The 22,625-nt window shown below is 41.3% G+C and carries 19 protein-coding genes and 1 tRNA gene; 6 read left to right on the forward strand and 14 right to left on the reverse strand.

Going from position 1 to position 22,625, the window contains the following annotated elements:
* The first annotated feature begins 53 nt into the window (after window positions 1-53).
* Window positions 54-500 carry a carboxymuconolactone decarboxylase family protein gene (locus ACQYAD_RS06915; protein ID WP_430236629.1) on the forward strand — a complete coding sequence of 149 codons (447 nt, stop codon included), beginning with the start codon at window positions 54-56 and terminating at the stop codon, window positions 498-500.
* A 101-nt stretch (window positions 501-601) separates the two neighbouring features.
* Here ACQYAD_RS06915 and ACQYAD_RS06920 read toward each other — a convergent pair whose 3' ends face one another.
* From ACQYAD_RS06920 to ACQYAD_RS06955, 8 genes are all read right to left on the reverse strand, one after another.
* Entirely contained in the window at window positions 602-1,303 is a 702-nt protein-coding gene (locus tag ACQYAD_RS06920) for a Crp/Fnr family transcriptional regulator (protein WP_430236631.1), read from the reverse strand.
* 132 nt (window positions 1,304-1,435) lie between these two features.
* Window positions 1,436-2,113, reverse strand: a complete 678-nt coding sequence (gene narI, locus ACQYAD_RS06925) for a respiratory nitrate reductase subunit gamma (protein WP_430236632.1) — start codon at window positions 2,111-2,113, stop codon at window positions 1,436-1,438.
* Window positions 2,114-2,115: 2 nt separating this feature from the next.
* Entirely contained in the window at window positions 2,116-2,691 is a 576-nt protein-coding gene (gene narJ / locus ACQYAD_RS06930; RefSeq protein ID WP_430236634.1) for a nitrate reductase molybdenum cofactor assembly chaperone, read from the reverse strand.
* Entirely contained in the window at window positions 2,654-4,165 is a 1,512-nt protein-coding gene (gene narH, locus ACQYAD_RS06935; RefSeq protein WP_430236635.1) for a nitrate reductase subunit beta, read from the reverse strand. Before narH ends, narJ begins: the two co-directional genes overlap by 38 nt.
* Window positions 4,155-7,847, reverse strand: coding sequence for a nitrate reductase subunit alpha (locus ACQYAD_RS06940; RefSeq protein ID WP_430236637.1), 3,693 nt, complete (start codon window positions 7,845-7,847; stop codon window positions 4,155-4,157). Before ACQYAD_RS06940 ends, narH begins: the two co-directional genes overlap by 11 nt.
* A gap of 957 nt (window positions 7,848-8,804) precedes the next feature.
* Window positions 8,805-9,671, reverse strand: a complete 867-nt coding sequence (locus tag ACQYAD_RS06945; protein ID WP_430236639.1) for a GAF domain-containing protein — start codon at window positions 9,669-9,671, stop codon at window positions 8,805-8,807.
* 9 nt (window positions 9,672-9,680) lie between these two features.
* A complete protein-coding gene (locus tag ACQYAD_RS06950; protein WP_430236640.1) occupies window positions 9,681-10,334 on the reverse strand; it encodes a response regulator in 654 nt (217 codons plus the stop codon).
* A 5-nt stretch (window positions 10,335-10,339) separates the two neighbouring features.
* Entirely contained in the window at window positions 10,340-11,572 is a 1,233-nt protein-coding gene (locus tag ACQYAD_RS06955) for a histidine kinase (RefSeq protein ID WP_430236641.1), read from the reverse strand.
* A gap of 259 nt (window positions 11,573-11,831) precedes the next feature.
* Between ACQYAD_RS06955 and ACQYAD_RS06960 the strand changes: the two genes are divergently transcribed.
* Window positions 11,832-12,981 (forward strand): IS3 family transposase gene (locus ACQYAD_RS06960; protein ID WP_430234555.1). Its coding sequence is split into 2 segments (ribosomal slippage): window positions 11,832-12,106 and window positions 12,105-12,981, totalling 1,152 coding nucleotides; the frame shifts between segments, so codons are not numbered across the junction.
* A gap of 459 nt (window positions 12,982-13,440) precedes the next feature.
* Window positions 13,441-15,114 (forward strand): methyl-accepting chemotaxis protein, encoded by a 1,674-nt coding sequence (locus tag ACQYAD_RS06965; protein ID WP_430236642.1) that lies wholly within the window; start codon window positions 13,441-13,443, stop codon window positions 15,112-15,114.
* Window positions 15,115-15,168: 54 nt separating this feature from the next.
* On the opposite strand, the gene ACQYAD_RS06970 is transcribed toward ACQYAD_RS06965, so the two are convergent.
* The 3 genes from ACQYAD_RS06970 to ACQYAD_RS06980 all read right to left on the reverse strand — a co-directional run bounded on the left by ACQYAD_RS06970 (window position 15,169) and on the right by ACQYAD_RS06980 (window position 18,066).
* Window positions 15,169-16,497, reverse strand: coding sequence for an MFS transporter (locus ACQYAD_RS06970; RefSeq protein WP_430236644.1), 1,329 nt, complete (start codon window positions 16,495-16,497; stop codon window positions 15,169-15,171).
* A 233-nt stretch (window positions 16,498-16,730) separates the two neighbouring features.
* A complete protein-coding gene (locus tag ACQYAD_RS06975) occupies window positions 16,731-17,705 on the reverse strand; it encodes an Rpn family recombination-promoting nuclease/putative transposase (protein ID WP_430236645.1) in 975 nt (324 codons plus the stop codon).
* Window positions 17,706-17,993: 288 nt separating this feature from the next.
* Window positions 17,994-18,066 (reverse strand) — tRNA-Val (locus ACQYAD_RS06980).
* Between the two features lie 344 nt (window positions 18,067-18,410).
* Between ACQYAD_RS06980 and ACQYAD_RS06985 the strand changes: the two genes are divergently transcribed.
* Together ACQYAD_RS06985 and ACQYAD_RS06990 are read left to right on the forward strand one after the other, a co-directional pair.
* Window positions 18,411-18,926 carry a YjcG family protein gene (locus tag ACQYAD_RS06985; RefSeq protein WP_430236646.1) on the forward strand — a complete coding sequence of 172 codons (516 nt, stop codon included), beginning with the start codon at window positions 18,411-18,413 and terminating at the stop codon, window positions 18,924-18,926.
* Window positions 18,927-18,929: 3 nt separating this feature from the next.
* A complete protein-coding gene (locus ACQYAD_RS06990; protein WP_430236647.1) occupies window positions 18,930-19,352 on the forward strand; it encodes a GNAT family N-acetyltransferase in 423 nt (140 codons plus the stop codon).
* A gap of 45 nt (window positions 19,353-19,397) precedes the next feature.
* Here the strand turns inward: ACQYAD_RS06990 and ACQYAD_RS06995 are convergent, their stop codons facing one another.
* Window positions 19,398-19,652 carry a hypothetical protein gene (locus ACQYAD_RS06995; RefSeq protein ID WP_430236649.1) on the reverse strand — a complete coding sequence of 85 codons (255 nt, stop codon included), beginning with the start codon at window positions 19,650-19,652 and terminating at the stop codon, window positions 19,398-19,400.
* Between the two features lie 116 nt (window positions 19,653-19,768).
* Between ACQYAD_RS06995 and ACQYAD_RS07000 the strand changes: the two genes are divergently transcribed.
* Window positions 19,769-22,048, forward strand: coding sequence for a UvrD-helicase domain-containing protein (locus ACQYAD_RS07000; RefSeq protein WP_430236651.1), 2,280 nt, complete (start codon window positions 19,769-19,771; stop codon window positions 22,046-22,048).
* A 35-nt stretch (window positions 22,049-22,083) separates the two neighbouring features.
* On the opposite strand, the gene ACQYAD_RS07005 is transcribed toward ACQYAD_RS07000, so the two are convergent.
* Together ACQYAD_RS07005 and ACQYAD_RS07010 are read right to left on the reverse strand one after the other, a co-directional pair.
* Window positions 22,084-22,338, reverse strand: coding sequence for a stage VI sporulation protein F (locus ACQYAD_RS07005; RefSeq protein ID WP_430236652.1), 255 nt, complete (start codon window positions 22,336-22,338; stop codon window positions 22,084-22,086).
* Between the two features lie 106 nt (window positions 22,339-22,444).
* A complete protein-coding gene (locus tag ACQYAD_RS07010) occupies window positions 22,445-22,561 on the reverse strand; it encodes a YjcZ family sporulation protein (protein WP_430236653.1) in 117 nt (38 codons plus the stop codon).
* Window positions 22,562-22,625: the final 64 nt, after the last annotated feature.

Here is a 22,625-nt window from a genome sequence, read left to right on the forward strand (position 1 = left end):
TAATCGGCATCACGGAATTTGGAATTCATGAAAAATGAAGGAGGGGCTCTAACATGTCATTACGGTTCAATTACCGTTCAGAAAATCCGGAAAGCTACGAAACACTCATTAAATTGGAAGGGTTTATAAACAAAAGCGGGCTTGACAAAAAAATCTATGAACTGATTAAAATTCGTGCTTCACAAATAAACGGCTGTGCTTTTTGCGTTGATATGCACACCACCGATTTGCTGAAAATGGGAGAAACAAGCCAACGTGTGAATTTAATAAGTGTTTGGCGTGAAGCAAATGATATTTTTACAGAAAAGGAAAAGGCTGTTCTGGAATTAACCGAGACTGTTACCTTGATTGCAAAAAACGGTGTACCTCAAGAGTTATACGAGAAAGTTCGTACATTCTTTTCAGAAAAAGAATATGTTGATTTAATTATGGCCATTAATACGATCAATTGCTGGAACAGAATAGCCATCTCAACAGGAATGTATCCAGGCTGCTTTTAATCATTCCTATAAGTTGCCTTCGTTGTCAAAAGCGAGCGAACAGCAAAACTGAATCCTCAGCAATGTGCTGAGGATTCAGTTTTGAAAAACTTGTTACATTGTCATTTGATATTACAAAACTCAACAGGGCAGTTTTCGCAGTGAATCTCGTTTTTCAAATACTGTACATGATGGACGGTAATCATTTTTCGTTTAACTGAAATAATCCCCAGATCTCTTAAATCCGTCAGCATTCTCGAAACCGTTTCTCTCGCTATCCCACATAAATTCGCTAATTCCTGGCTTGATAGTTGAAGATGAATAAAAATTCCGTCTTCTTGTAAAATTCCATAGCTATTGCACAAACGGATCAGGGTGGAATAAAGAGCCCCCTTTTTCCCAAGAAGCACAAGATCGCGAAATTTCGTAATCGTTCTGCGAAAATGATCGTTCATCCATTTTAAATATTCCATCGCCAGTTTGCTATTTTGAAAAAGTTCCTGTTCAAGCGTTTCAATATCAATTGCAGCAACTTCCGTATTTTCAAGCACTTTTGCATTGAAAAAATAGGTTGGATTTTCCGTAAATAACGTTAACTCGCCAACCATATCATTTGTTTGACAAAGACGCAATCCGAGTTCTTTTCCATCCGAATTCACTTTCGAAATCATAATCTTTCCATTTCGAATAATATACATTTCTTTCGCGGGTTGCCCTTCAGAAAATAAGAAGGTTCCTTTTTCTGCGAAAATAGTCCGCCCAGAAGACTTCAGCAGCTCATTTAATTGAAAAGAAACGGTTTCAGAGTATTTTTGAACAATCATTTTGTCCAACTCCCTATCCATAAGGTCAAACATCCAACCCATAATGAGTTGCCCATTTAGGGAGTTCGAAAAAAATCACAGAGGACTAGATTTAAATTGGCATCCTGTTACCTCTCTAGTCCTCATAGCTGATTAAAACTCCCTGTTTCTCCGATAAAGAATGTAACTCCGTTTAAAATAACTAAGCGGGGCGCTCCACACATGAACTAAACGTGTAAATGGCCAAATCCCGATTAGAAGAAAGGACAGCAATAGATGGAGCTGAAAACCAAATGGTACCTCTTTCATTTGCTCAGGATTAGGCGTAAAGGTAAGCAATCCTCTCACCCATGGACTGATTGTCTCCCGATAATCAAACGTCGGATATACCTGATTGCGAATTAACGTATTGTAAAGTCCGACAATGATAATCAAAAAAATAAGCCAGATTGTAACCATGTCGCTAACATCACTTGTCAGCCGAATCCGCGCATTTGTATGACGGCGGCTCAATAAAATAATGATCCCCACGAGCGTCAACAGACCCGCAAATCCCCCTCCGTAAACCGCTCCGACGTGATAGACTGTTTCAGTTATCCCCGCATTTTCCAGAAATGCTTTTGGGATCAGCAATCCTGCCACATGCCCTAAGAAAACAAGCAAGATCCCGATATGAAACAGCATGCTGCCCCATTTTAACTGATTTTTTTCAAAAAACTCACTTGATTTTGCTGTCCATTTTAATTGATTTACAGAGTAGGAATAAATATGTCCGCCGATAAAAATCGTGATCATTAAATAAGGGAAAATAACCCATAGAAATTGATTCATTTTCAATCACCTTCCCTTAATAAAATGATTTTTTCGATAGCATCCATGCCCGATAAACACGCCGAGGCCAAATAGCCATAAGGGCTTTTCCTTTGTTCCAATTCATCCTTCAGCTCCTGGATCGAGTCTCTGAAACTATCAAGCAAGTTTGCCCCGGTTTTTAGCGGGGCAGCCGAAACAAACTCTAGCACAAGCGGGAAAAAATCAGGCAGCTCTTCATCTGTCATTAAAAACCCATTTTCTCTGTATAATTCTTTTAACTCAACAAGAATCTGCCCCCGTTCCCGCCGTTCACCTGCTTTTAAATAGGTGAGGTTGAGCGGGCACTTTGGATTAAAGTCAAACAAATTAACATACTGTTCGGTTAGATCATCCAGTGAGATTTCACCAATTTCACCTAAGAAGGAAAGCAATGGTTCCTTTATATTAGAATCTGTGAATTGATTGGCTTCATCTACTAATTCTCTCCATTGCAGCCAGCATTTTTCAGGGTATTGCAGCAAATAGGAAATCATACGGAAAGAATTTCGCACCTCAATTTCATTGTTTGAGAAAATGAAATTGTCCGTTCGTTCCATCATAACCACCTACCTCGCATGTATTACAATCGAATTCATAACCTGTTGAGCCTTGTTCCTGATAAAGATTTGCAAAATTTTCTTTATGTGCCGTAGGTATAACAAAGCGATCTTCGTATTTTGCAATTGCCAGCAAGCGGTACATTTCCTCAATGAGATGAGCATTCATGCCAACTTTTTCAAGCAGGACACTGCTCGGGGTCTCACCCAGTTTTTTTGCTCTCATATAATGGCGCATGACGACCATCTTTTGAAGAACGTCCTTTATTACGTCTGAATCGCCGGCACTTAGCATGCTTGCCAAATAATCGATCGGGATTCTCATTTGGCTGATTGCTGGAAACATTGATTCAAGGGATCCGTTTAGATCCTTACCTTCAAACAATTGAGTAAACGGGCTTAACGGCGGTACATACCAAACCATTGGTAAGGTTCGGTATTCCGGATGAAGTGGCAAGGCAATCTGATATTGAATGGCCAGTTTGTAAATGGGCGATTTCCGGGCAGCATCGAGCCAATCCTCCGAAATGCCATCTCTTTTTGCTTGCTCAGCCACTTTTGGATCATTTGGATCAAGAAATAGGCTTAATTGTTGTTGATACAGCTCCTGTTCACTTGAAACGGAAGCAACTTCTTTCACCCGATCGGCATCATAAAGCAGAACGCCGATATAGCGCAGCCGACCAGTACATGTTTCTGCACAAACAGTTGGCAGACCGGCTTCGATTCGCGGAAAACAAAAAGTGCATTTTTCCGCTTTTTGCGTTTCCCAATTAAAATAAACTTTCTTATATGGACATCCCGTCATACAGTACCGCCAGCCGCGGCATTGTTCTTGATCGACTAACACAATTCCATCCTCATCCCGTTTATAAATAGCGCCGGACGGGCAAGAGGCAACACAGCTTGGGTTTAAACAATGTTCACACATTCTTGGCATATACATCATAAATGCTTGCTCAAACTCAAATTTTATTGATTCTTCCAGTTTTTGTACATTTGGATCTTTTGGTCCGGTCACATGTGCACCTGCCAGATCATCTTCCCAGTTTGGCCCCCATTCAAGTTCCATCGTTTCACCAGTCACAAGCGATTTTGGGCGGGCAACCGGCTGGTGTTTTGATTCCGGACTACTCGTTAATTTTTCGTAATTGTATGTCCACGGTTCATAATATTCATCCATTGTTGGCAGATCTGGATTGTAGAAAATTTTCCCTAAAGCAAGTTTGTTTACTTTACTTCCTGACTTTAATTCCAGCTCATTGTTTTTGAGCATCCAGCCGCCCTTATATTTCTCCTGATCCTCCCATTGAATCGGGTAACCGACACCTGGTTTTGTTTCTACATTATTGAACCAGATATATTCGGCACCCGGACGATTTGTCCATGTATTTTTACACGTCACACTGCATGTATGACAACCGATGCATTTATCCAGATTCATTACCATTGCGATTTGCGCTTTAATCTTCAAGCCAAGACACCTCCTTCATCTTGCGTACAGTTACGTAAAGATCCCGCTGATTCCCAATTGGACCGTAATAATTAAACCCATAGCTAAGCTGGGCGTACCCGCCAATAATTTGCGTTGGTTTTACATGGATTTTTGTCGGGCTATTATGTGTTCCTCCGCGTTCTCCGGTGATGGCAGTGCCTGGTGTATTAATATGTTTGTCCTGCGCATGGTACATATAGAGTGTTCCTTTCGGCATTTTGTGGCTTGTAACAGCCCGAGCAGCAACAACGCCGTTGCGATTAAACACTTCTACCCAGTCATTATCTTTAATCCCGGCTAGCTCAGCATCTTGATCACTGATCCATACATGCGGGCCGCCGCGGAACAAAGTGAGCATCATCAAGTTATCCTGATAGGTGCTGTGCATATTCCATTTTCCGTGCGGTGTTAAATAACGGAGTTGGACCTCTTTTTCTTGATGGCCAGGAATATTGTCCCGCTTTGCAAAAACCATTTCCGGAAGGGTCGGTTTGTAAATAGGGAAACTTTCTCCGTATTCCAGCACAATTTCATGATCGAGATAAAAATGCTGTCTCCCTGTTAAGGTACGGAACGGGACCATTCGCTCAATATTCGTTGTAAAAGGCGAATAGCGGCGGCGGTCTTTATTTGACCCCGTAAAGATAGGCGTTGGAATCACTTCACGCGGCTGCACGGTTATATCGCGGAACGTATGCTGTTCAGCCGCCCGATCCTCAGCAATATCCTTCAATGAAAGACCTGTTTTTTCTTCGGCATCTTTCCAGGCTTTCAGCGCCACTTTGCCGTTTGTGGCACTCGATAAACACATCATGGCCTCAGCGGCGAAACGGGCTGTCTCAATACTTGGCAGTCCATGGGAAATCCCTTTTTGCTCAATCGTTCCATTCATTCTTTTCAACTGCTCATATTGTTCCTGAACAGAAAATGCGATTCCGTGGGCGCCAATCGGTTTCGTTTCTGCTAATGGCCCGAGGGCAATGAATTTTTCATATACTTTTGTATAGTCGCGTTCCACGAACGCAAACCTTGGCATTGTCACGCCAGGTATCGGTTCGGCTTCCCCCTTTTTCCAGTCACGCACTTGGCCGAATGGCTGGGCGATCTCATCCGGTGAATCGTGCTGAAGCGGGATGGAAACGAGATCTTGAACAGGTGAAGGAAACTGTTTTTCTGCCATAGCTGAAAATGCTTTGGCAATTCCTTTAAATGTTTCCCAATCCGTTTTTGCTTCCCAAGGCGGGTTGATTGCCGGATTGAATGGATGCACAAACGGATGCATGTCAGTACTTGAAATATCATGTTTTTCATACCAAGTGGCCGCCGGCAAAACAATATCCGAATAGAGTGCATTGCCCGCCATCCGAAAGTCAACACTGACAAGAAGATCCAGCTTTCCTTCTGCCGCTTTTTCCCGCCATTTTATTTCTTCCGGCTTCATTTGATCGTTTTCTTTTCCTAATAAGCCATTGGCTGTGCCGAGAAGATGTTTTAAAAAGTATTCATGCCCTTTTCCTGAACTTGAAATTAAATTTGAACGCCAAACGAATAAATTCCGCGGAAAGTTCACAGGATTATCCGGATCTTCTATCGCAAATTCCATTTTTCCTGTTTTTAATTCGTCTACGACATATTGAATTGCTGCTTCAGCTGTTGTAGCGCCTTGTTGTTTTGCCTGTTCATACAGTTCTAACGAATTGCGGTTAAATTGCGGATAGGATGGAAGCCAACCTAACCGGGCTGCTAGAACGTTGTAATCTGCCGAGTGCTGATACCTTGCTTTTTTCACAAGCGGCGAGGCAAGATCATTCATCGAAATTTCTTCATACCGCCATTGATCGGTGGCAAAATAATAGAATGACGTTGCGTTTTGCAATCTCGGCGGCATGGACCAATCGCGGCTAAAAGCAATCGTTCCCCAGCCTTCAGGGACGCGCACTTTCTCCTGGCCAACGTAGTGAGCCCATCCCCCTCCATTCACTCCTTGTGAACCTGTTAATAAAACAAGATTGAGAATGCTGCGGTAAATGGTATCGCCGTTAAACCAATGATTGATTCCTGCACCCATAATGATCATCGATTGCCCTTTTGTATCAACCGCGTTTTGCGCAAATTCCCTCGCAATCTTTATCACTTGTTTGCGGTCGATTCCGGTAAACTTTTCCTGCCACGCGGGTGTATAGGGTTGATCGTCATCATAATTTGCCGGCTTTCCATCTTGGAGTCCCGGCCGGTCTATCCCGTAGTGCGCAAGCATCAGATCAAAAACCGTTGTCACACAGATTTGTTCACCAGATGCCAATGTTACTTTTTTCACCGGTACTTTTCGCGAAACAATTTGGGTCCCCTGTTTATCAAAATAAGGAAAATCAACTTGTACCTTGTCATCTTCCTGGCCAAGTACAGTCAATTCCGCTTCATATGGATTTCCTTCTTCATCTTGTGAAAGAAGATTCCAATTGCCCTTGTTTCCCCAGCGGTGCCCGATGCTTCCGTTCGGAACGATAATCTTTTTTGTTTGATGGTCAATGACCGTTGTTTTCCATTCAGCTTTTGTTAAAGGCAAACCTAAATCATTTGCTGTTAAAAAACGGTCTGCGGCATATGCGTCGCCATTTGTTTTTAACTTAATTAAATAGGGAAGGTCGGTATACTTTTGCGCATATTGATAGAAATACACTGTTTGGTTGTCAACATAAAATTCTTTTAAAATAACATGTGTCATGGCCTGAGCCAGGGCTGCATCTTCACCTGGCTGAATCGCGAGCCAATCATCGGCGAATTTTACGTTTTCTGCATAATCAGGACTAACAGTAACGATTTTCGTCCCTTTGTAACGCACTTCTGTCATAAAGTGGGCGTCAGGCGTTCTTGTCATCGGCACGTTGGAACCCCACATCATAATATAGCCAGCATTGTACCAGTCACTGCTTTCAGGAACATCGGTTTGTTCGCCCCATATTTGCGGGGAAGCTGGCGGCAAATCGGCATACCAATCATAGAAACTTAGCATTGGAGCGCCAAGCATGGATAAAAATCTGGCGCCAGCGGCATAGCTCACCATGGACATAGCAGGTATAGGCGTAAATCCGGCAATCCGGTCCGGCCCGTATTTTTTTAACGTATAATGAAGCGAAGCGGAAATGATTTCGTTCACTTCTTCCCATGATGTTCGAATAAATCCGCCTTTTCCTCTGGCAGATTTGTATTGCATCAAGTGATCAGGATTCTCGACAATCCTTCCCCATGCTTGAACAGGATCGTTTTCTTTGGCTAATGCTTCGCGGTATCGTTTTAAAAGACTGCCGCGGACATACGGATATTTCACGCGCAATGGACTGTAAACATACCATGAAAAGCTGGCGCCACGGGGGCATCCTCGTGGTTCAAATTCTGGCATATCCGGACCACAGCTTGGGTAGTCGGTCTGCTGGTTTTCCCAGGTGATGATTCCATCCTTTACAAAAACCTTCCAACTACAGGAACCGGTACAGTTAACGCCATGTGTTGTTCGAACCACTTTGTCATGCTGCCAGCGGTCACGATAAACTTTTTCCCATTCTCTGTTACCGGCTGAAAGTTGGCTCCAGCCATCCGAATAATTTTCCAGTGGCTTGAAAAAACGGAGTTTGCTCATCCATTTTGACGATCTGGTTTTCATAGAAATCTCCTTTCAATAGGAGGATTCAGTAACTTCAAATTTTTTTCTTTCCTCCTTCATCTTCTCGGTTTAAGTGTAAACGCAAGCAGAACTAAGAGGTATCAGGGGAAAGCCGCAGTTTTATCAGGAAAATCACTTATTTATGTGTAGTGACTTACCCGATTAGACACAAATTGTTTTTGCCATATAAATGAAAACTCGCCGACTGATGAGTCCTTTGGACGAAGACAGAGGCGTAGTTGAATCTACCACGCTCGTATACCTGCCACATCCTGTGGCACTCGCCTGACTAGGACGTCCTGTCCATCGTCCGTTCAGAATTTATCCATATAAATTCTGATTAGCTAAAGAAAACCGGGCAAAAATCGCCCGATCCTTTTTTGTTTGGTTCTGACAACTAGTCTATTGATTTCCGCTCCAGGTGCACACTTTCCGGGGGGGGGGCGTGCGGGTGAGCCACTAGTGACCGGTTTGCACTAAAAAGTAGGAGGAGCGGGCATTAGGAAAGACAGTAATGACCGATTTACCTCGAAAAATAGGCGGAGCGGGCATTAGGAAAGCCAGTAATGACCGGCTTACCTTGAAAAATAGGCGGAGCGGGCATTAGAAAAGCCAGTAATGACCGGCTTACCTTGAAAAATAGGCGGAGCAGGCATTAGAAAAGCCACTAGTGACCGGTTTACCCCGAAAAATAGGAGAAGCGGGCATTAGGAAAGCTACTAGTGACCGGTTTACCTTGAAAAATAGGAGGCGTAGTTGCCCTTTTCACGCTCAAAACGGCACGTCCTGTGCCTTTCGCCTGACTAGGGCATCCTCGAAAAAGCTGTCGCTTTTCCTTCGTGCGATGAGTAAGCTGCCGAAGAATTCCTTATCCTGCCCATCGTGCGTTCAGAATTTATGGATATAAATTCTGGTGATTAGCTAAAAAACGCCTTTTTCAAAAAGGCGCAAACTTCGTTATAACTCGTCTTCAATCAATAAACTGAGAAAGAAGTTCATTGTTAAGATCGTTTTTTCATTTTTAAAATTTATATCAATGTTTCCGTTTAACATCCTTACTTCATCGGCAAGCCGGGAGAATGCTTTTTCGGATAATTTCATTTGCTTTTCCGTTTCGATTTGAACTGAAAATTGATGCTCGGATCGCAATTCGATTAGTACGTTCACCTTTTGTTGCGACTTTTGTATAAATGCATGATCAAGCAAAAAATCAAATATGGAAATTAGTTTTTGCTGAGCGTTTTCTGAAAGCAAGGTAATCCGCTGATCAAGCAAGATAATGTCTAATTTGTCTCCCCAGATGAGTTTCTTTTGGACAAAGTATTGGGATAGGAATGCCTTTTTGATTTCTTTTTTTTCATCATTTTGGGGCTCTCCCTTTCTTCCCTGCGTGTAAGAAAGAACAATTTCATCAGAGAGTTTCTTTAAATAGTTAATTTCCTCATTGGAAAATTTCCTTTTCGTTCGCTGGCCAATCAGCAGGACACCAATTAGTTGTGTTTGAAAAAAGAGTGGAACAGCCACTGCTGATTTCAATTCTTCAGCAATTAGAATCGGAAATTCGAGAAATTCATCTTCAAGTTCTTCAGGAAACTCCGTGATCAAAAACTCTCTTTTCGTTTTTAATACCCGGCCGCAAATCCCCTTTCCACTTCTGACAACAATACCGATGTAGCGATTATTAAGAGAACCGATTGCCAGCTTCCAGCGAAACTCCATATTAATCGGATCATAGAATGCTAAAGCTGAGAAATCCGCCTTTATTCCAGCAACAACTGAATTAAGTTTTAAAGTTAATAAATCTTTTAATGTTATTTTTCCCATCATTATCACCTAATTGTCCAAGAGGCCTCTTTTTAGTGCAAATTGAACCAAGTCTCTTCTTGTTGAAAGATTTAATTTTTCCATCGTTTTGGCTTTATGGGTTTCGACAGTTCTCGGGCTGATGTTCAGCAGTTCCCCAATTTCTTTATTTGTATACCCTTTTGCGACAAGACTGAATATTTCCTTTTCCCGTTCCGAAAGAAGATCAAAGGAATCATCGTATTCTTCGCCGGAATCATGGAAAACATGTTCAATTACTTTTTTCTGAGCAGTTGGATGAAGATAAGCCTGGCCGGAATACACCTGTCTGATGGCGTCAATCAGTTCCTGACCGAGCGAGGACTTTAACAAAAAGCCAGATGCACCCGCTTTCAATGCTCTAAATAATGATTGCTGGTCATCATGCATGGACAGTATGAGAACTTTTATATGAGGATAGTTTTGAATAATTTCACTCGTTGTCGGCAGTCCATCTCTTCCGTTTGGCATGCTTAAATCCATAATGACGACATCCGGATTGGTTTGCGGGATCTTCAACAATGCTTCATTTCCTTCAGCTGCTTCACCAATCACGATCATATCCTTTTGGGCATTCAGCAGCATTTGCAGCCCATCCCGGACAACTGCATGGTCATCAACCAAAAAAATTCGAATTTTGCTCATTATCATCACCTTGATAAAATTGGAATTGTCACCTGAATCTGCGTCCCCTTTCCAATTTCCGATTGAATCTGAAAAGATCCGCCTAATATGGAAGCTCTTTCTTCCATACTATACAAACCAACTCCGTTCCGATTGGAGGGATTCAGTTCAAAGCCTTTCCCAAAATCTGTTATTGACAGGGATACATAGTGTTCAAGCTTATTGACCACAATATCAATTCTTTCCGCCCCTGCATATTTTGCCGCATTGATTAGCGCCTCTTGTGCGATTCGGTAAAGAGCGGTTTCAATTGCCGCCGGAAGCCGCTCATTTTCGCCAATATAGGTAAAATTTATTTGAATTCCGAACCGTTTGCCAAAATCGCGAATAAAGTTTTTTAGCGTTGCAATAAGACCATGATCATCGAGAGTTGAGGGTCTCAATTCCGAAGAAAGATTGCGAACGTCTTCAATCGTTTGTTTTACCATTTGCTGAAGCATGCCGAGATGTTTTTCCATATCCTTTTCATTTTGAAGAACCGACTTAACAATATCCGTTTGCAACAAGATGCCGAACAAGGATTGGCCAATCCCGTCGTGAAGCTCTCTGGAAATAAGCTTTCTCTCTTTCTCTTGAGCTTGAAAGATAGAGTGGGTAATCATTTTTTCAATTTTTTCATGCTCTGCCTTTCGTTTTTCACTCACCTTTTGCAAGCCCACAACAATGCCTTTCTCCCCGGTTAACGTTGTGTAATTCGATATGGTAGCTAAAACAGGAATTAAGCAGCTATTTTTACTTTTTAGCAAAATTTCCGTCGGGTTTTCTTGAACATTGTATAATAAACAGTTTGAGGAATCGCAAATTTTATCTACGCCCCGATAAGTGGAACAAATATCACAGAAATTGGTAATGTCAGTCGACTCAATTCCAAGGAATTTTCTTCCTGTTTTATTTATACTGACAATATTTTTTTCTTGATCGAGAATCAGTATGCTTTGACTGCTATTCTTAATGACGGCAAGCAATTGTTCTTGGTGGGATCTAATTTTCTTCTCCTGAACATAAATGATCATGAAAAAAACTGTGATAATCATTAACACGAAAAAAAAGATTGGCAGCGCATTCTGATAATGAATATCCACTTGAAGCATGGACATGATTGAAAGAACGATTACGAATGAAACCAACATCGCAATCATCCCATTTTTCAACAGAAACAGCAGCAAATCTTTGTTCATAATCCGCTCTTTTCTATTCATGTTTAGCCTTCTTCCGCCTTGCCTATCTTCCCGTTTCTGATTTTTCCTACTTTCATCTTCTATTTTTCCGGTAATGGATGTTGTGATGCAGGTCACAGAAATTGCAAACAGTTTTTACTATTTCATGAACATTATCATAATACAAAAATTCCAATGCTCATTGGCTTTTAATTTATGAATAATTTTTTAACATTTAAAAACGAGCCACTATATAATGCTACATATAAACTAGACAATAAAAAAGGAGTTTCTTAGTTGTATGTCAACCACTCGAAGAAAGTTTAACCCAGAAGAAAAAGCGCAAATTGTACTGGAAATCCTAAAGGAAGAAAAGTCAGTTTCACAGCTCGCTTCTGAGCATGGGATCCATACCAATGTCCTCAACCGGTGGAAATCCGAGGTGGTACAAAACCTCTCACAGCTGTTTGTTGATGATCGTAAAGGTATCACCAAAATGAAAAAAGAATATGAACAACAAATCAATGAACTCTACGCCGAGGTTGGTAAGTTAACCACCCAATTGTCGTGGCTTAAAAAAAAATCTGGCCTCTAACTTTACTCGTGAAGAGCGTATTGATCTCATAGAATGGGATTGCTCCGAACACTCCATCCTCGTACAAGCGGATTTACTTAATCTAAACCGCACCAGTCTTTACTATAAGCCGGTCCCTCCCTCTCCGGAGGAAATTCGCCTCAAGCACCGGATTGATGAGCTATACACAAAGCATTCTTTTCTGGGCTATCGAAAGATAGCTGCCATTATGAATCGAGAAGGGGATCTTATTCACGAAAATACAGTAAGAAAGTACATGCGAGAGATGGGTATTATGGCTATCTATCCCGGTCCGAACCTTAGCAAACGGGATCTCCAGCACCGGATCTACCCCTACCTACTTCGAGGGCTAAACATTACTCAGCCCGACCAGGTTTGGAGTGTGGATATCACGTATATCCGGATGAAGCAAGGCTGGATGTACCTCTACGCCATCATGGATTGGTATTCTCGCTTCATTGTGGATTGGCAATTGGATCAAAGCCTTGAAATCGGGTTCGTATTAGAGACTATGAGAAGGGCGCTAGCCAAACGCAAACCCGCCATTATTAACAGTGATCAAGGGAGCCACTTTACCAGCCCACAGTACACAGATTTGCTAAAGGAGAACGAAATCCGCATCAGCATGGATGGCAAAGGCCGTGCAAAGGACAACATCGTTATAGAACGGTTCTGGCGTAGCCTGAAGTACAATGAGATTTATATCAACGACTATACTAGCCCGCGAGAAACGAGGCAAGGTGTGGAACGCTATATCCATCTACACAACCACTACTTACCACACCAGTCATTGGATAACCATACACCAGCTGCTGTGTATAACCGGGATGTTGTACTGTTATCCACATGTGAATAACAGTAGCGGTGTTCGTCAAGAAAGTTGTCTTATATTTATATCTAAACTTAAAAAATCCTACCGCGCTTCGCTTGCTGCCCTCTTCATAAAAGATTCGTTCTAACGAACCAATCTTTTATGAAGAGGATGAAATTTTACCAACATTTCAGCGCTTTGGGGTGATCTTGGGTGTAGGAGGAAACCATTTCTCCCACGCCTTCGCTTATACTATGTCCTCCACCTGTGGACAATATCTAATTGGCGCTATTCCCCTCAATTTCCATACAGGAAGAGGAGATCAAGACCCTTGTATTATAGAAATATCTAAGTAATTTAATCTTGTATACACCTTAATTTTTCAAAAAAACTGTCTTGACTTCTTGTAGCACCATACTATTCACCATTCAAACTGTGATATTTTTCAAAGAATGGGATTTGTTTAGTTGATAGAATGAAACAAAAACTCTAGGGGGAAAATGAATGTTTAAGGCAGGAAGCAACATGAAAATCACCGTGAAAATCGCTCTATTTTTTTTGATAATGTCATTGATTAGTATTGCAAGCTATTTGATTATCAACAGTTTTCTATCCGATCAGGAAGAAGATGCCCAGATTATCAACCTGGCCGGCAGAGAGCGGATGTTGATTCAAAAAATGAGCAAGGAATCATTGATTTTAGCAACTAAGCAAACATCTTCGAATAAAGACGTTCAAAATTTGACGGCAACGAGAAAAGAATTTGAGCAACTATTACAGGCGCTTATGAACGGGAACAAAAAGCTTGAGGTACCCGCAATGTCTTCCGAAGAGACGTTGCAGCAATTGCAGAAAGTAGACCAGTTGTGGCAGCCTTTTAAGGCAAATGTTCAGAAAATCGAGAAAAGGAATGATCCATCGGGCCGTGCGCTTAACGATATTGTTACAACAAATGAACAACTCTTGTCGGAAATGAACAAAGCAGTATTGCTTTACGGAGATTTTTCTCGGCAAAAAGTGAAAGATGTTAAATTTCGCTTACTCATTTCAAATTTAATTATTATCCTTTTTAGTATTGCAGGCTGGTGGATTTTCTATTTTCAGATTGCCAATCCGCTAAAAAAATTGTCTGCTGTAGCAAATCAAGTGGCAAAAGGGGATTTGACTGGTGAAAATCTTTACATAAATCGCAACGATGAAGTCGGAATTCTCGTAAAATCTTTTCATCAAATGGTCGAAAACCTGAAGGTATTGATTTCCAATATCCAGCAAACCACCTTGCAGCTGGCTTCTTCTTCCCAACAGCTGAATGCAAGTGCTGAAATGAGTTCACAATCCGCAGAGCAAGTGGCGGCCATCTCGCAAAATTCTGCTGATAAAATCGCTAAACAACTGAATAGCGTCGATGAAGTTTCAGTAGTCATCCATGGCATGTCTACAGGAATCGAGCAAATCAAACAAAACAGTGAGTACATGTCGGTCAAAACGAGGGAGACTACGCAACTTACAACGATTGGTGAAGAAAGTGTTCAAGAAATTGTCATTCAGATGAAGGATATCGACAATTCAATTAAAACACTAAATGAAATTATCCAATCTCTAGATGATAAATCAAAAATCATTAATAACATTGTGAGTATCATTACAGCTATTTCTGACCAGACGAATCTTCTTGCTTTAAACGCTGCAATTGAAGCGGCAAGAGCAGGAGAACAAGGAAAAGGTTTTGCCGTAGTAGCCGAAGAAGTGAGAAAGTTAGCGGAACAATCAGGAAGTTCGGCAAAAGAAATAACAAAGATGATCCAAGAGGTACAACAGGAAACAACAAGGGCAGTCAATTCAATTGAAGAAAGCCTCGTGAAGGTTGCAAGTGGAATCGAAACTTCCAGAAAAGTAAATATTTCATTTAAGACAATTGAGGATGCGATTGCCGATGTCAGGGATATGGTGGTGAACGTAACAGCGTCTGTTGAGCAAATCGCAGGAGCCAGCAAAAATGTCGAACAGGAAATAGAGACAGTAAAAAGTGCAGCTCAAGAAAATGCGGCAAATGGACAAGAATCTTCCGCAGCAACCGAAGAGCAACTCGCGTCCATGCAGGAAATATCGTCCTCGTCCCAAGAATTAGCCTCATTAGCCGATCATCTACAGCAGGAATTGCATAAGTTCAAAGTTTGATAAACTATTAAAGAAAGGCCCGCTGAAATATCCAGCGGGCTTTTCTTTTTTCTTTTAGGCTGATTTTCTTGTGTGGTCGATGTTTTGGTTTTGATTGCTATATTTTTTCATTAAGAAATAAGAGATAAAGATTGAAATGACTGCAAGGATGATATAAATGACAAATCCTTTGGCATATCCGCTAATTCCATATACATCCGTAAATTTCCCTAATAACGGTGGAACGACGAATCCGCCAAACGCACCTAAACCACCAACCCATCCACTTGCTCCTCCAGGCGCTTTACTGACGTATGTTGGGACAAGTTTAAAAACAGCCGCATTGGCAATCCCCATACCAGCCCCCATTATAATTTCACCGACGAGCGCAACGCCAAAAGAAGAAGTAAATGTTAAAATAACAGATCCGAGGAGAACAAACGAAAAACTCATAATTGCAATTCTTTCACCGCCGAATCGGTCGCTTAAGCGTCCGCCATATACACGAATAATTGAAGCAAAAAGGGAAAAACCAAGTGCCATTAAAAGGCCTGCAGTTCGGATACTCATGCCATGAAACTTAACCCAATACGTAGGAAACCATGATGTCAATGCTAGAAATCCGCCGAATGATGTAAAATATAATGCAACCAATGCCCAAGTCCCCGGAATTTTCGCTGAAGTTTTTAAAGCTGTTGCTACATTCCCTGATGGGAAAAGCTCCTGACCCAATTCGCTGGAAACTTTGCGTGCTTCAATATCTGTAAAGCCTTTCTTTTTCAACTGGAAGTAATAAGCATCATTTGTGAAGAAAGCATAGATCAAAGTACCAATAATAAGGAACGCAAGCCACATTGTATAGGCAGCCGGCAATCCATATGCTGCTAGAATCATTGGAAGGATAATACCGAATATTCCTGGGGCGGTGTTTCCTAAACCGCCATATGTTCCCAATGCCAAACCTTGTTTATTTTTTGGAAACCAATACGAGGATTGCGGCCCGCCTACCGAAAATGTAGCTACACCGCAGCCGCCTAATAATCCAAAAAACAAGACCCATGGGAATTTTTCCGTTGTGAGCTGCCCTGAGTAAATAATTGAAGTTAAACCGATCATTCCAACGATCCCAATCGATAACAGGATAATCATTGGTTTTTTCCCTCCGGCCTTGTCGACCCATGCCCCAAAAGGAATTCGTAACAGTGAGCCCAAAAGCTGCGGGGCACCAACTAAAAATCCGAGCAACAATCCTGACAGCCCCAGCGCTTTGTTTAACTCTGTTGCAACTGTTCCAAATAAGGATACCGCCGCAAACCCAACAAAATAGCCAAACGTTGCCATTGTCAAACCTGTTTTCGGATTTCCTTTCAATCCGTACTTAGCAATTAGATCTTTATTCTTCATACAATTCCCTCCCTTTATAAGGAAATCGTAATCCTTTAAAAAACAAGAAATATGTGACCAGCGTCACAAATAAATTTTGTTACCATTTTCGTCAAAAAAATATCGTTAAATTGTCAAAATTAAAAGCCCAGCTGATGGTGACTGGGCTCCTACTATGAACAAACTATAGGGAATTTCGTGAGCTTATTTTACAAAACATGCTCGAAGTTATTTTCATGCTAAGAGAAACTTATCTATCCTTGATATTTTTCAACCTCTTCCCTGCTGCAATCAAGAATATTGGCGATCGTTTTAACATCCATCCCTTTTCGCAGCATTTTTTGAATGATTTCCTTTCTCTCTTTTTCTTTTCCCTGTTCTAATCCTTGATCAATTCCTTGTTTTATTCCCTGTTCAATTCCTTGTTTTATTCCTTTTTTAATTCCCTCTTTTATCCCTTCCCGGCGTTCTCCTCGTATGTTCGATAATTGATCTCGCAAAAATTTCAGCCTGGCTTCGTATAGTTCCTTATTTTCCTTATTTGCGCTTAAATTTTCCCACTCGACTAGGGCTTCTCGAATTTCCTGTTCATTCATTGCCAAGACCTCCAATTCCTGAAAAATCTCTTCGTCAAAGACTTTCTTTTGATAATTGGCTGCTGAGAGCATCATCAACCACGGTAATTCTTTCGGCGGATTCTGCTTCATTTCTCGTTTGTATTTTTTCCATTTTACCATAAATTGTGACAGATCGATCGCATGGAATTCAAGATGGGGGCTCCAACTAAAATGTTCAGTATCTTCTTTTATGTGAAAAACAGTATGAAAGCTATCGGTTTCGTGAGGAAAAAGCGGGTAATTTACTATGTTGATCATGATCGTGGGGGGCAGCAGTTGATAATCTTCACCACTTGCTAAGGATGCAGAAAACAACTTGGACCAGTAGTAAAGCACTCGTTCTGGCATGTCATGCTGATGGGACAATTGAATCTCAATATTGATTCTTTCGCCATTGGAGGTGTGCACAAGTACGTCCAATCTGCTCGTTTTTCCATCAAGGGCCTCTTTAATGAGTTCGGTATTTTCATATTCAACATCTGTAATTCGGTCATTCTCTTTTCGGTGAAGCAAATCATTCAAGAAGGCAATGGTAATCGACTTACGGCGTGGATCTCCAAACAATTGTTTAAACATAAAATCCATTTTCAAATCAAGATATTCTTTTGTCATGTGGGTCCATCCTTTCGGGGAATTTAGGAGAATACGAGAGGCTATCAACAACTTTATTAAAGCTCACTCGTTCAAAAAAATCAATCTACTTTTCTAGCATTTTTATGACCTTTTTGTTAACTTTTCAAAACGAGGGATAAAATGAATACCGCAGCTTTATTTGCAATCAGCTTCTACCTGAAGTTTTTCAGTTTCGTTATCCTTTGAGTAACTATATAAATGCAGGCTTCTCACAAAAGAAAAACGCCCTTATTCGCCAAGGACGTTTTTCTTTCTTTTCTGTAGTGATGACCTGTGAGGGGCTCGAACCCCCGACCCCCACCCTGTCAAGGTGATGCTCTCCCAGCTGAGCTAACAGATCGTGATGTTTTCTATTTTTATTGAAGACAGTAATTACTATAATATGATTTCAAAGGGTTGTCAACAGCTATTTACCACTTTAACGATTTTCCACAAAGCCATTTTCTTATTTTTATGAAGAGGGTGCTGGGAATCATATATAAACGTTTTGGAAGCCTGGGGTGAACCGCACTATAAATGGGATGTTTTAACACATGAACTGGCGTCGATATGAGACGTGACTAGCTTCCTTGACAAAATTCACCCTTAACGTTAAGCTGTTCCTAAAATCAGAAAATTGGTGATAATTTTTTAAAGCCGTTTGTACCTTTTTAAATAAAATCGAAAAATCTGGAGGTTGACTGTATGAAATTTGGAGTTGTTATTTTTCCATCAAAATCGCTTCAAGATTTGGCTAATTCCTATCGTAAACGGTATGATCCGCATTATGCCTTAATTCCTCCACATGTAACGCTAAAAAGTGCGTTTGAGGCTTCGGAAGAGGAAATTAAACCCATCGCCGATAAACTAAGGCAATCAGCAAAGGAAATCGAACCTTTTCTGCTGGTGACGACAAAAATCAGTTCCTTCCAGCCGGTGAATAATGTGATTTACATTAAAGTAAACTCGACGCCAGAATTGGAAGCGCTGCACACGAAAATCAGTCAAGAATTCCCGGGAGATCCTTCAGAATATTCGTTTGTGCCCCACATTACCATTGGGCAAAAGCTATCAAATGATGAACATTTTGATGTTTATGGCTCTTTAAGAATGTTGAAAGTGGAGCATAAAGAAGAGATTGACCGTTTCCATTTGCTCTATCAGCTTGAAAATGGTTCTTGGACCGTTTATGAAACATTTCGTCTTGGAAAGGAAGCATAAGCAGTGACTGTCACGATCGTATCAAATAAAAAACAATTAGAGGACGCTTTTTTCGTCCGGAAAACCGTTTTTGTTGAGGAACAAAACGTTCCTGTTGAAGAAGAAATTGACCAATATGAGGATGACTCTCACCATTTTGTTCTATACAAAGGAGAAGCACCGATCGCTGCTGGTCGGTTTCGCATTGTGGACGGCTACGGCAAAGTCGAGCGCATTTGCGTGTTAAAAGAAGCAAGAGGCACTGGTGCTGGCAAAGAGATCATGAACCGAATTGAAAATTTTGCTTCTGAAAAAGGCTTAGAGAAGTTAAAATTAAATGCACAAACGCACGCAATTCATTTCTACGAGCGCCTCGGCTACGAAGTGGTCTCCGATGAATTTATGGATGCCGGCATTCCTCATAAAACGATGATAAAAAGACTTTAAACTAAGTCATACACAAAAAGCACACGCAATCCGTGTGCTTTTTTATTAGACTTTCCGATCAAAACGCCGGCCGATTCCGGTGAGTTCCGCGTACATCTTATCTATTGATCCATTTACTGGTTCGACCTTCTTTTTCAGTTCTAAGGATGTTTTATGAACGGGAAGAGTATTGGTTTGAAACAGGCTTGCTTTTCCGGTGCGCCCAATTTGATCTGCCCGAAACGGATTGATGTCTTCCCTCATATCTCTGAGACTGTATTGCTGATAGGATTCAAAAGATATTGGCAAAATATAGCCCATTAGCAAACACCCCTTTTTGTTTACAATTTACCTTTACCCTTTTTTTAAAAATTGAAACATCTTTTTTATGGTATGATTAGATTTGTCCTATTTTTAATAACAAATGAGGGAAAACATTGAAAACGGCACTTTACGAAAATAAACTTATTAAACTTGAAACGTTGGAACGGGAGAAGTTTCAAAAAATATACAACGCCGGCAAAAGAGATGAGCTTTCTTGCTCCTCTTGCGGCCAACCAGTCCGCCTATATCTCGGCATCGATCGCGAACCATATTTTTTTCATGTGTATTCTGTTCAAAAAATATGCTCCGATCCGTCGCCCGAGCAAAACCAAGTAAAAGAAGAGGTTCCAGCCTATGTCGAGCAAAATGGGTTTCGGCTCCCAAAAGGACGGGCCATTACGGCCGAAAAGAAAAACAGTAAGCCTTTTCGTCCCGCTAAAAGAATTCAAACGGATTCCCCTTTCCGCTTTTCCAATCAATCCATTCAAAATTTAGGGGAACCTTATTTGCAAAAATTAGCTAAACAAGGGATTGTGCTTGATCGAAATCAAGCCGCTGCAGTTGTTAAAACAGACGGAGCACTGCTCGTATTGGCGGGTGCTGGCAGCGGAAAGACTCGGGTACTCACAGCCAGAACGGCCTATATGCTTGATGTGAAGCGAATCGATCCCCGAACGATCATGCTTGTCACTTTTACTTCGAAAGCGGCTCTGGAAATGAAAAGGCGATTGCTTTCCTATCCGAACATGAACAGCACTACAATCAATCAACTCGTCACGGGTACATTTCATAGTATTTTTTATCGGATTCTTTTATTCCATTCCCCAGAAAAATGGTCTGGAGAGAAATTATTAAAAAAGGATTGGCAACGTGATCGCATTTTAAAGGAAGCCGGCAAAGAGCTCGGACTCTCGGAAAAGGAATTTGCCTTCGATCTTGCATTGCAGCAAATTGGCTTTTGGAAAAACAGCTTGATTGCTCCAAATGCGGTCAATCCCGAGTCAAAATGGGAATCAGATGTATCCTTTTTGTATCAAAAGTATGAGGATTATAAAATGCAAACGGATCTGTTTGACTTTGATGATATGCTTGTCGGCTGTTATCAGCTTTTCACCTCTTCACCGCAATTGCTCGAACGCTACCAAAATCGGTTTCACTATTTTTTAATTGATGAGTTTCAGGACATCAATAAAGTACAATACGAACTCATCAAACTGTTTTCCGCGAAAAACAAAAATGTATTCGCAGTAGGTGACGACGATCAAGCAATCTATTCGTTTCGCGGCAGTGACCCGCGCTATTTGCTCGAGTTTGAAACGGATTTTCCGAATGCTGAAGTTATCGCCTTGAATCAAAATTACCGTTCAACCCATGAGATTGTTGTTGCCGCAAATCAGATTATTTCCTCCAATAAAAGCCGGAGGCCAAAGAAAATGGCTGCCCAATATTCATCGGCCCAGCATCCGATTGTATTTTTTCCATATGATGAAGAGGAAGAGGCAACAATGATTGTCACCGATTTACAAGAGAAAATGGAAAATGGTGCCAATCCGTCCGATTTTGCGATTCTCTTTCGGACAAATGCTGCTTCGCGGGCGATTTTTGAACGGTTGGCCAATTCCAATCTCCCTTTTGCGATTGATCAAGATGCCGATTCCTTTTATGAAAGACGGATCGTCAAAAGTATGCTTGCTTTTTTAAAAATTAGCATCAATGAGGACGATACTGCGGCACTTTCCGATATTTTGCCGCCATTGTTTTTAAAACAAGCGGTGCTAAAAGACATCAAAGCGACAAGTATTTTACATGATTGCAGTTGTTTGGAAGCACTCGGCCAGGTGAAAACCGGACACTCCTTTCAGGAAAAAAAGCTGAAAAACGCAGTGGCCCTGATCCGGTCGCTAAAAACATGCAAACCGCTTGGAGCAATCGAAGTAATTGAAAAAGAAATCGGCTTTCAAGAGTTTTTAAAAAAGCGGGGAACAGAAGCAAATCAACTTGAAAAAGGTTCAGACGATGTTAGGGATTTAAAGGTAGTGGCAAAAAACTTTGCAACGGTTGAGGCACTTTTGGAGCATGCGCGCCATATGGCTGCGATGAATAAAGAAGTGAAGAAGATGGGAGTGCATCTAAACAATAAAATTACCTTAAGCACCATTCACCGGGCAAAAGGATTGGAATACGGGACTGTTTACGTAATCGGAGCGGTTGATGGCAGCCTGCCCCATGACTTTGCGCTTGGAAACGCGGATCAGGCTGCAATGGAAGAAGAACGCCGCCTCCTTTATGTAGCAGTAACCCGGGCAAGAAATCAACTTTATTTGTCAATCCCACAAAGGCGGCGCGGGAAAAAAGCACAGCGCTCTCGCTTTCTTGCACCCCTGCATTCATAAAATCATAACCACCCTGCAAAAAGGGTGGTTATGATTTATTTTTTGTTCATCATATTGGCAATGGTGTTAAAGTCGAGCTGCTTGCCGTCATTGATGATTGATTGGACAATTTTATCTTCTAATTCCTTGTTGACTGGTTTGTTGGCAATTTGCGAAACACGGCGAATCACACTGCGAACTGTTTTTTCGTCTTTAAAATTGGCATTTTGCAATGAGTTCGCCAAATCGAAGATGTCTTTCATATTAACGCCTGTTTTTTTCTCAATATTCTTAAAAAATCCATTATCCATTTTGAACTTTCACGCTCCTTCATAAACTACTTTATTGTATGAAGGAAGGCAGAAAAGGTGAAGGGTGGCTAAAATATAGCCACCCTTGCTGCAAAGCTCTTATTTATCAATAAAAGCTTGCCCCGACAATGATCAATAAGATAAACAATACGACGATTAATACAAAAGTGGAACCGCCATAGAAACCGCCGCCGTAGCCGTAACCGCCCCATCCGAAGCACATAGACTGTCACCTCACTTATCTAATCTCATGATTAAGATATGAGACAACACGAAAAAGTGTATAG

Source organism: Neobacillus sp. SM06, from assembly GCF_050496765.1.
Lineage (GTDB): Bacteria > Bacillota > Bacilli > Bacillales > Cytobacillaceae > JAEVLT01.

Excerpts from the sequence above, each read along its gene's own strand:
- ACQYAD_RS06970 (WP_430236644.1), bottom strand. The coding sequence starts at position 16,497 with ATGAAGAATAAAGATCTAATTGCTAAGTACGGATTGAAAGGAAATCCG.
- narJ (WP_430236634.1), bottom strand. The coding sequence starts at position 2,691 with ATGGAACGAACGGACAATTTCATTTTCTCAAACAATGAAATTGAGGTG.
- ACQYAD_RS06940 (WP_430236637.1), bottom strand. The coding sequence starts at position 7,847 with ATGAAAACCAGATCGTCAAAATGGATGAGCAAACTCCGTTTTTTCAAG.
- ACQYAD_RS06955 (WP_430236641.1), bottom strand. The coding sequence starts at position 11,572 with ATGAATAGAAAAGAGCGGATTATGAACAAAGATTTGCTGCTGTTTCTG.
- ACQYAD_RS06945 (WP_430236639.1), bottom strand. The coding sequence starts at position 9,671 with ATGGGAAAAATAACATTAAAAGATTTATTAACTTTAAAACTTAATTCA.
- ACQYAD_RS06985 (WP_430236646.1), top strand. The coding sequence starts at position 18,411 with ATGAAATTTGGAGTTGTTATTTTTCCATCAAAATCGCTTCAAGATTTG.
- ACQYAD_RS07010 (WP_430236653.1), bottom strand. The coding sequence starts at position 22,561 with ATGTGCTTCGGATGGGGCGGTTACGGCTACGGCGGCGGTTTCTATGGC.
- ACQYAD_RS06995 (WP_430236649.1), bottom strand. The coding sequence starts at position 19,652 with ATGGGCTATATTTTGCCAATATCTTTTGAATCCTATCAGCAATACAGT.
- ACQYAD_RS06950 (WP_430236640.1), bottom strand. The coding sequence starts at position 10,334 with ATGAGCAAAATTCGAATTTTTTTGGTTGATGACCATGCAGTTGTCCGG.
- ACQYAD_RS06975 (WP_430236645.1), bottom strand. The coding sequence starts at position 17,705 with ATGACAAAAGAATATCTTGATTTGAAAATGGATTTTATGTTTAAACAA.
- ACQYAD_RS07005 (WP_430236652.1), bottom strand. The coding sequence starts at position 22,338 with ATGGATAATGGATTTTTTAAGAATATTGAGAAAAAAACAGGCGTTAAT.
- narI (WP_430236632.1), bottom strand. The coding sequence starts at position 2,113 with ATGAATCAATTTCTATGGGTTATTTTCCCTTATTTAATGATCACGATT.
- ACQYAD_RS06965 (WP_430236642.1), top strand. The coding sequence starts at position 13,441 with ATGTTTAAGGCAGGAAGCAACATGAAAATCACCGTGAAAATCGCTCTA.
- ACQYAD_RS06920 (WP_430236631.1), bottom strand. The coding sequence starts at position 1,303 with ATGATTGTTCAAAAATACTCTGAAACCGTTTCTTTTCAATTAAATGAG.
- ACQYAD_RS06915 (WP_430236629.1), top strand. The coding sequence starts at position 54 with ATGTCATTACGGTTCAATTACCGTTCAGAAAATCCGGAAAGCTACGAA.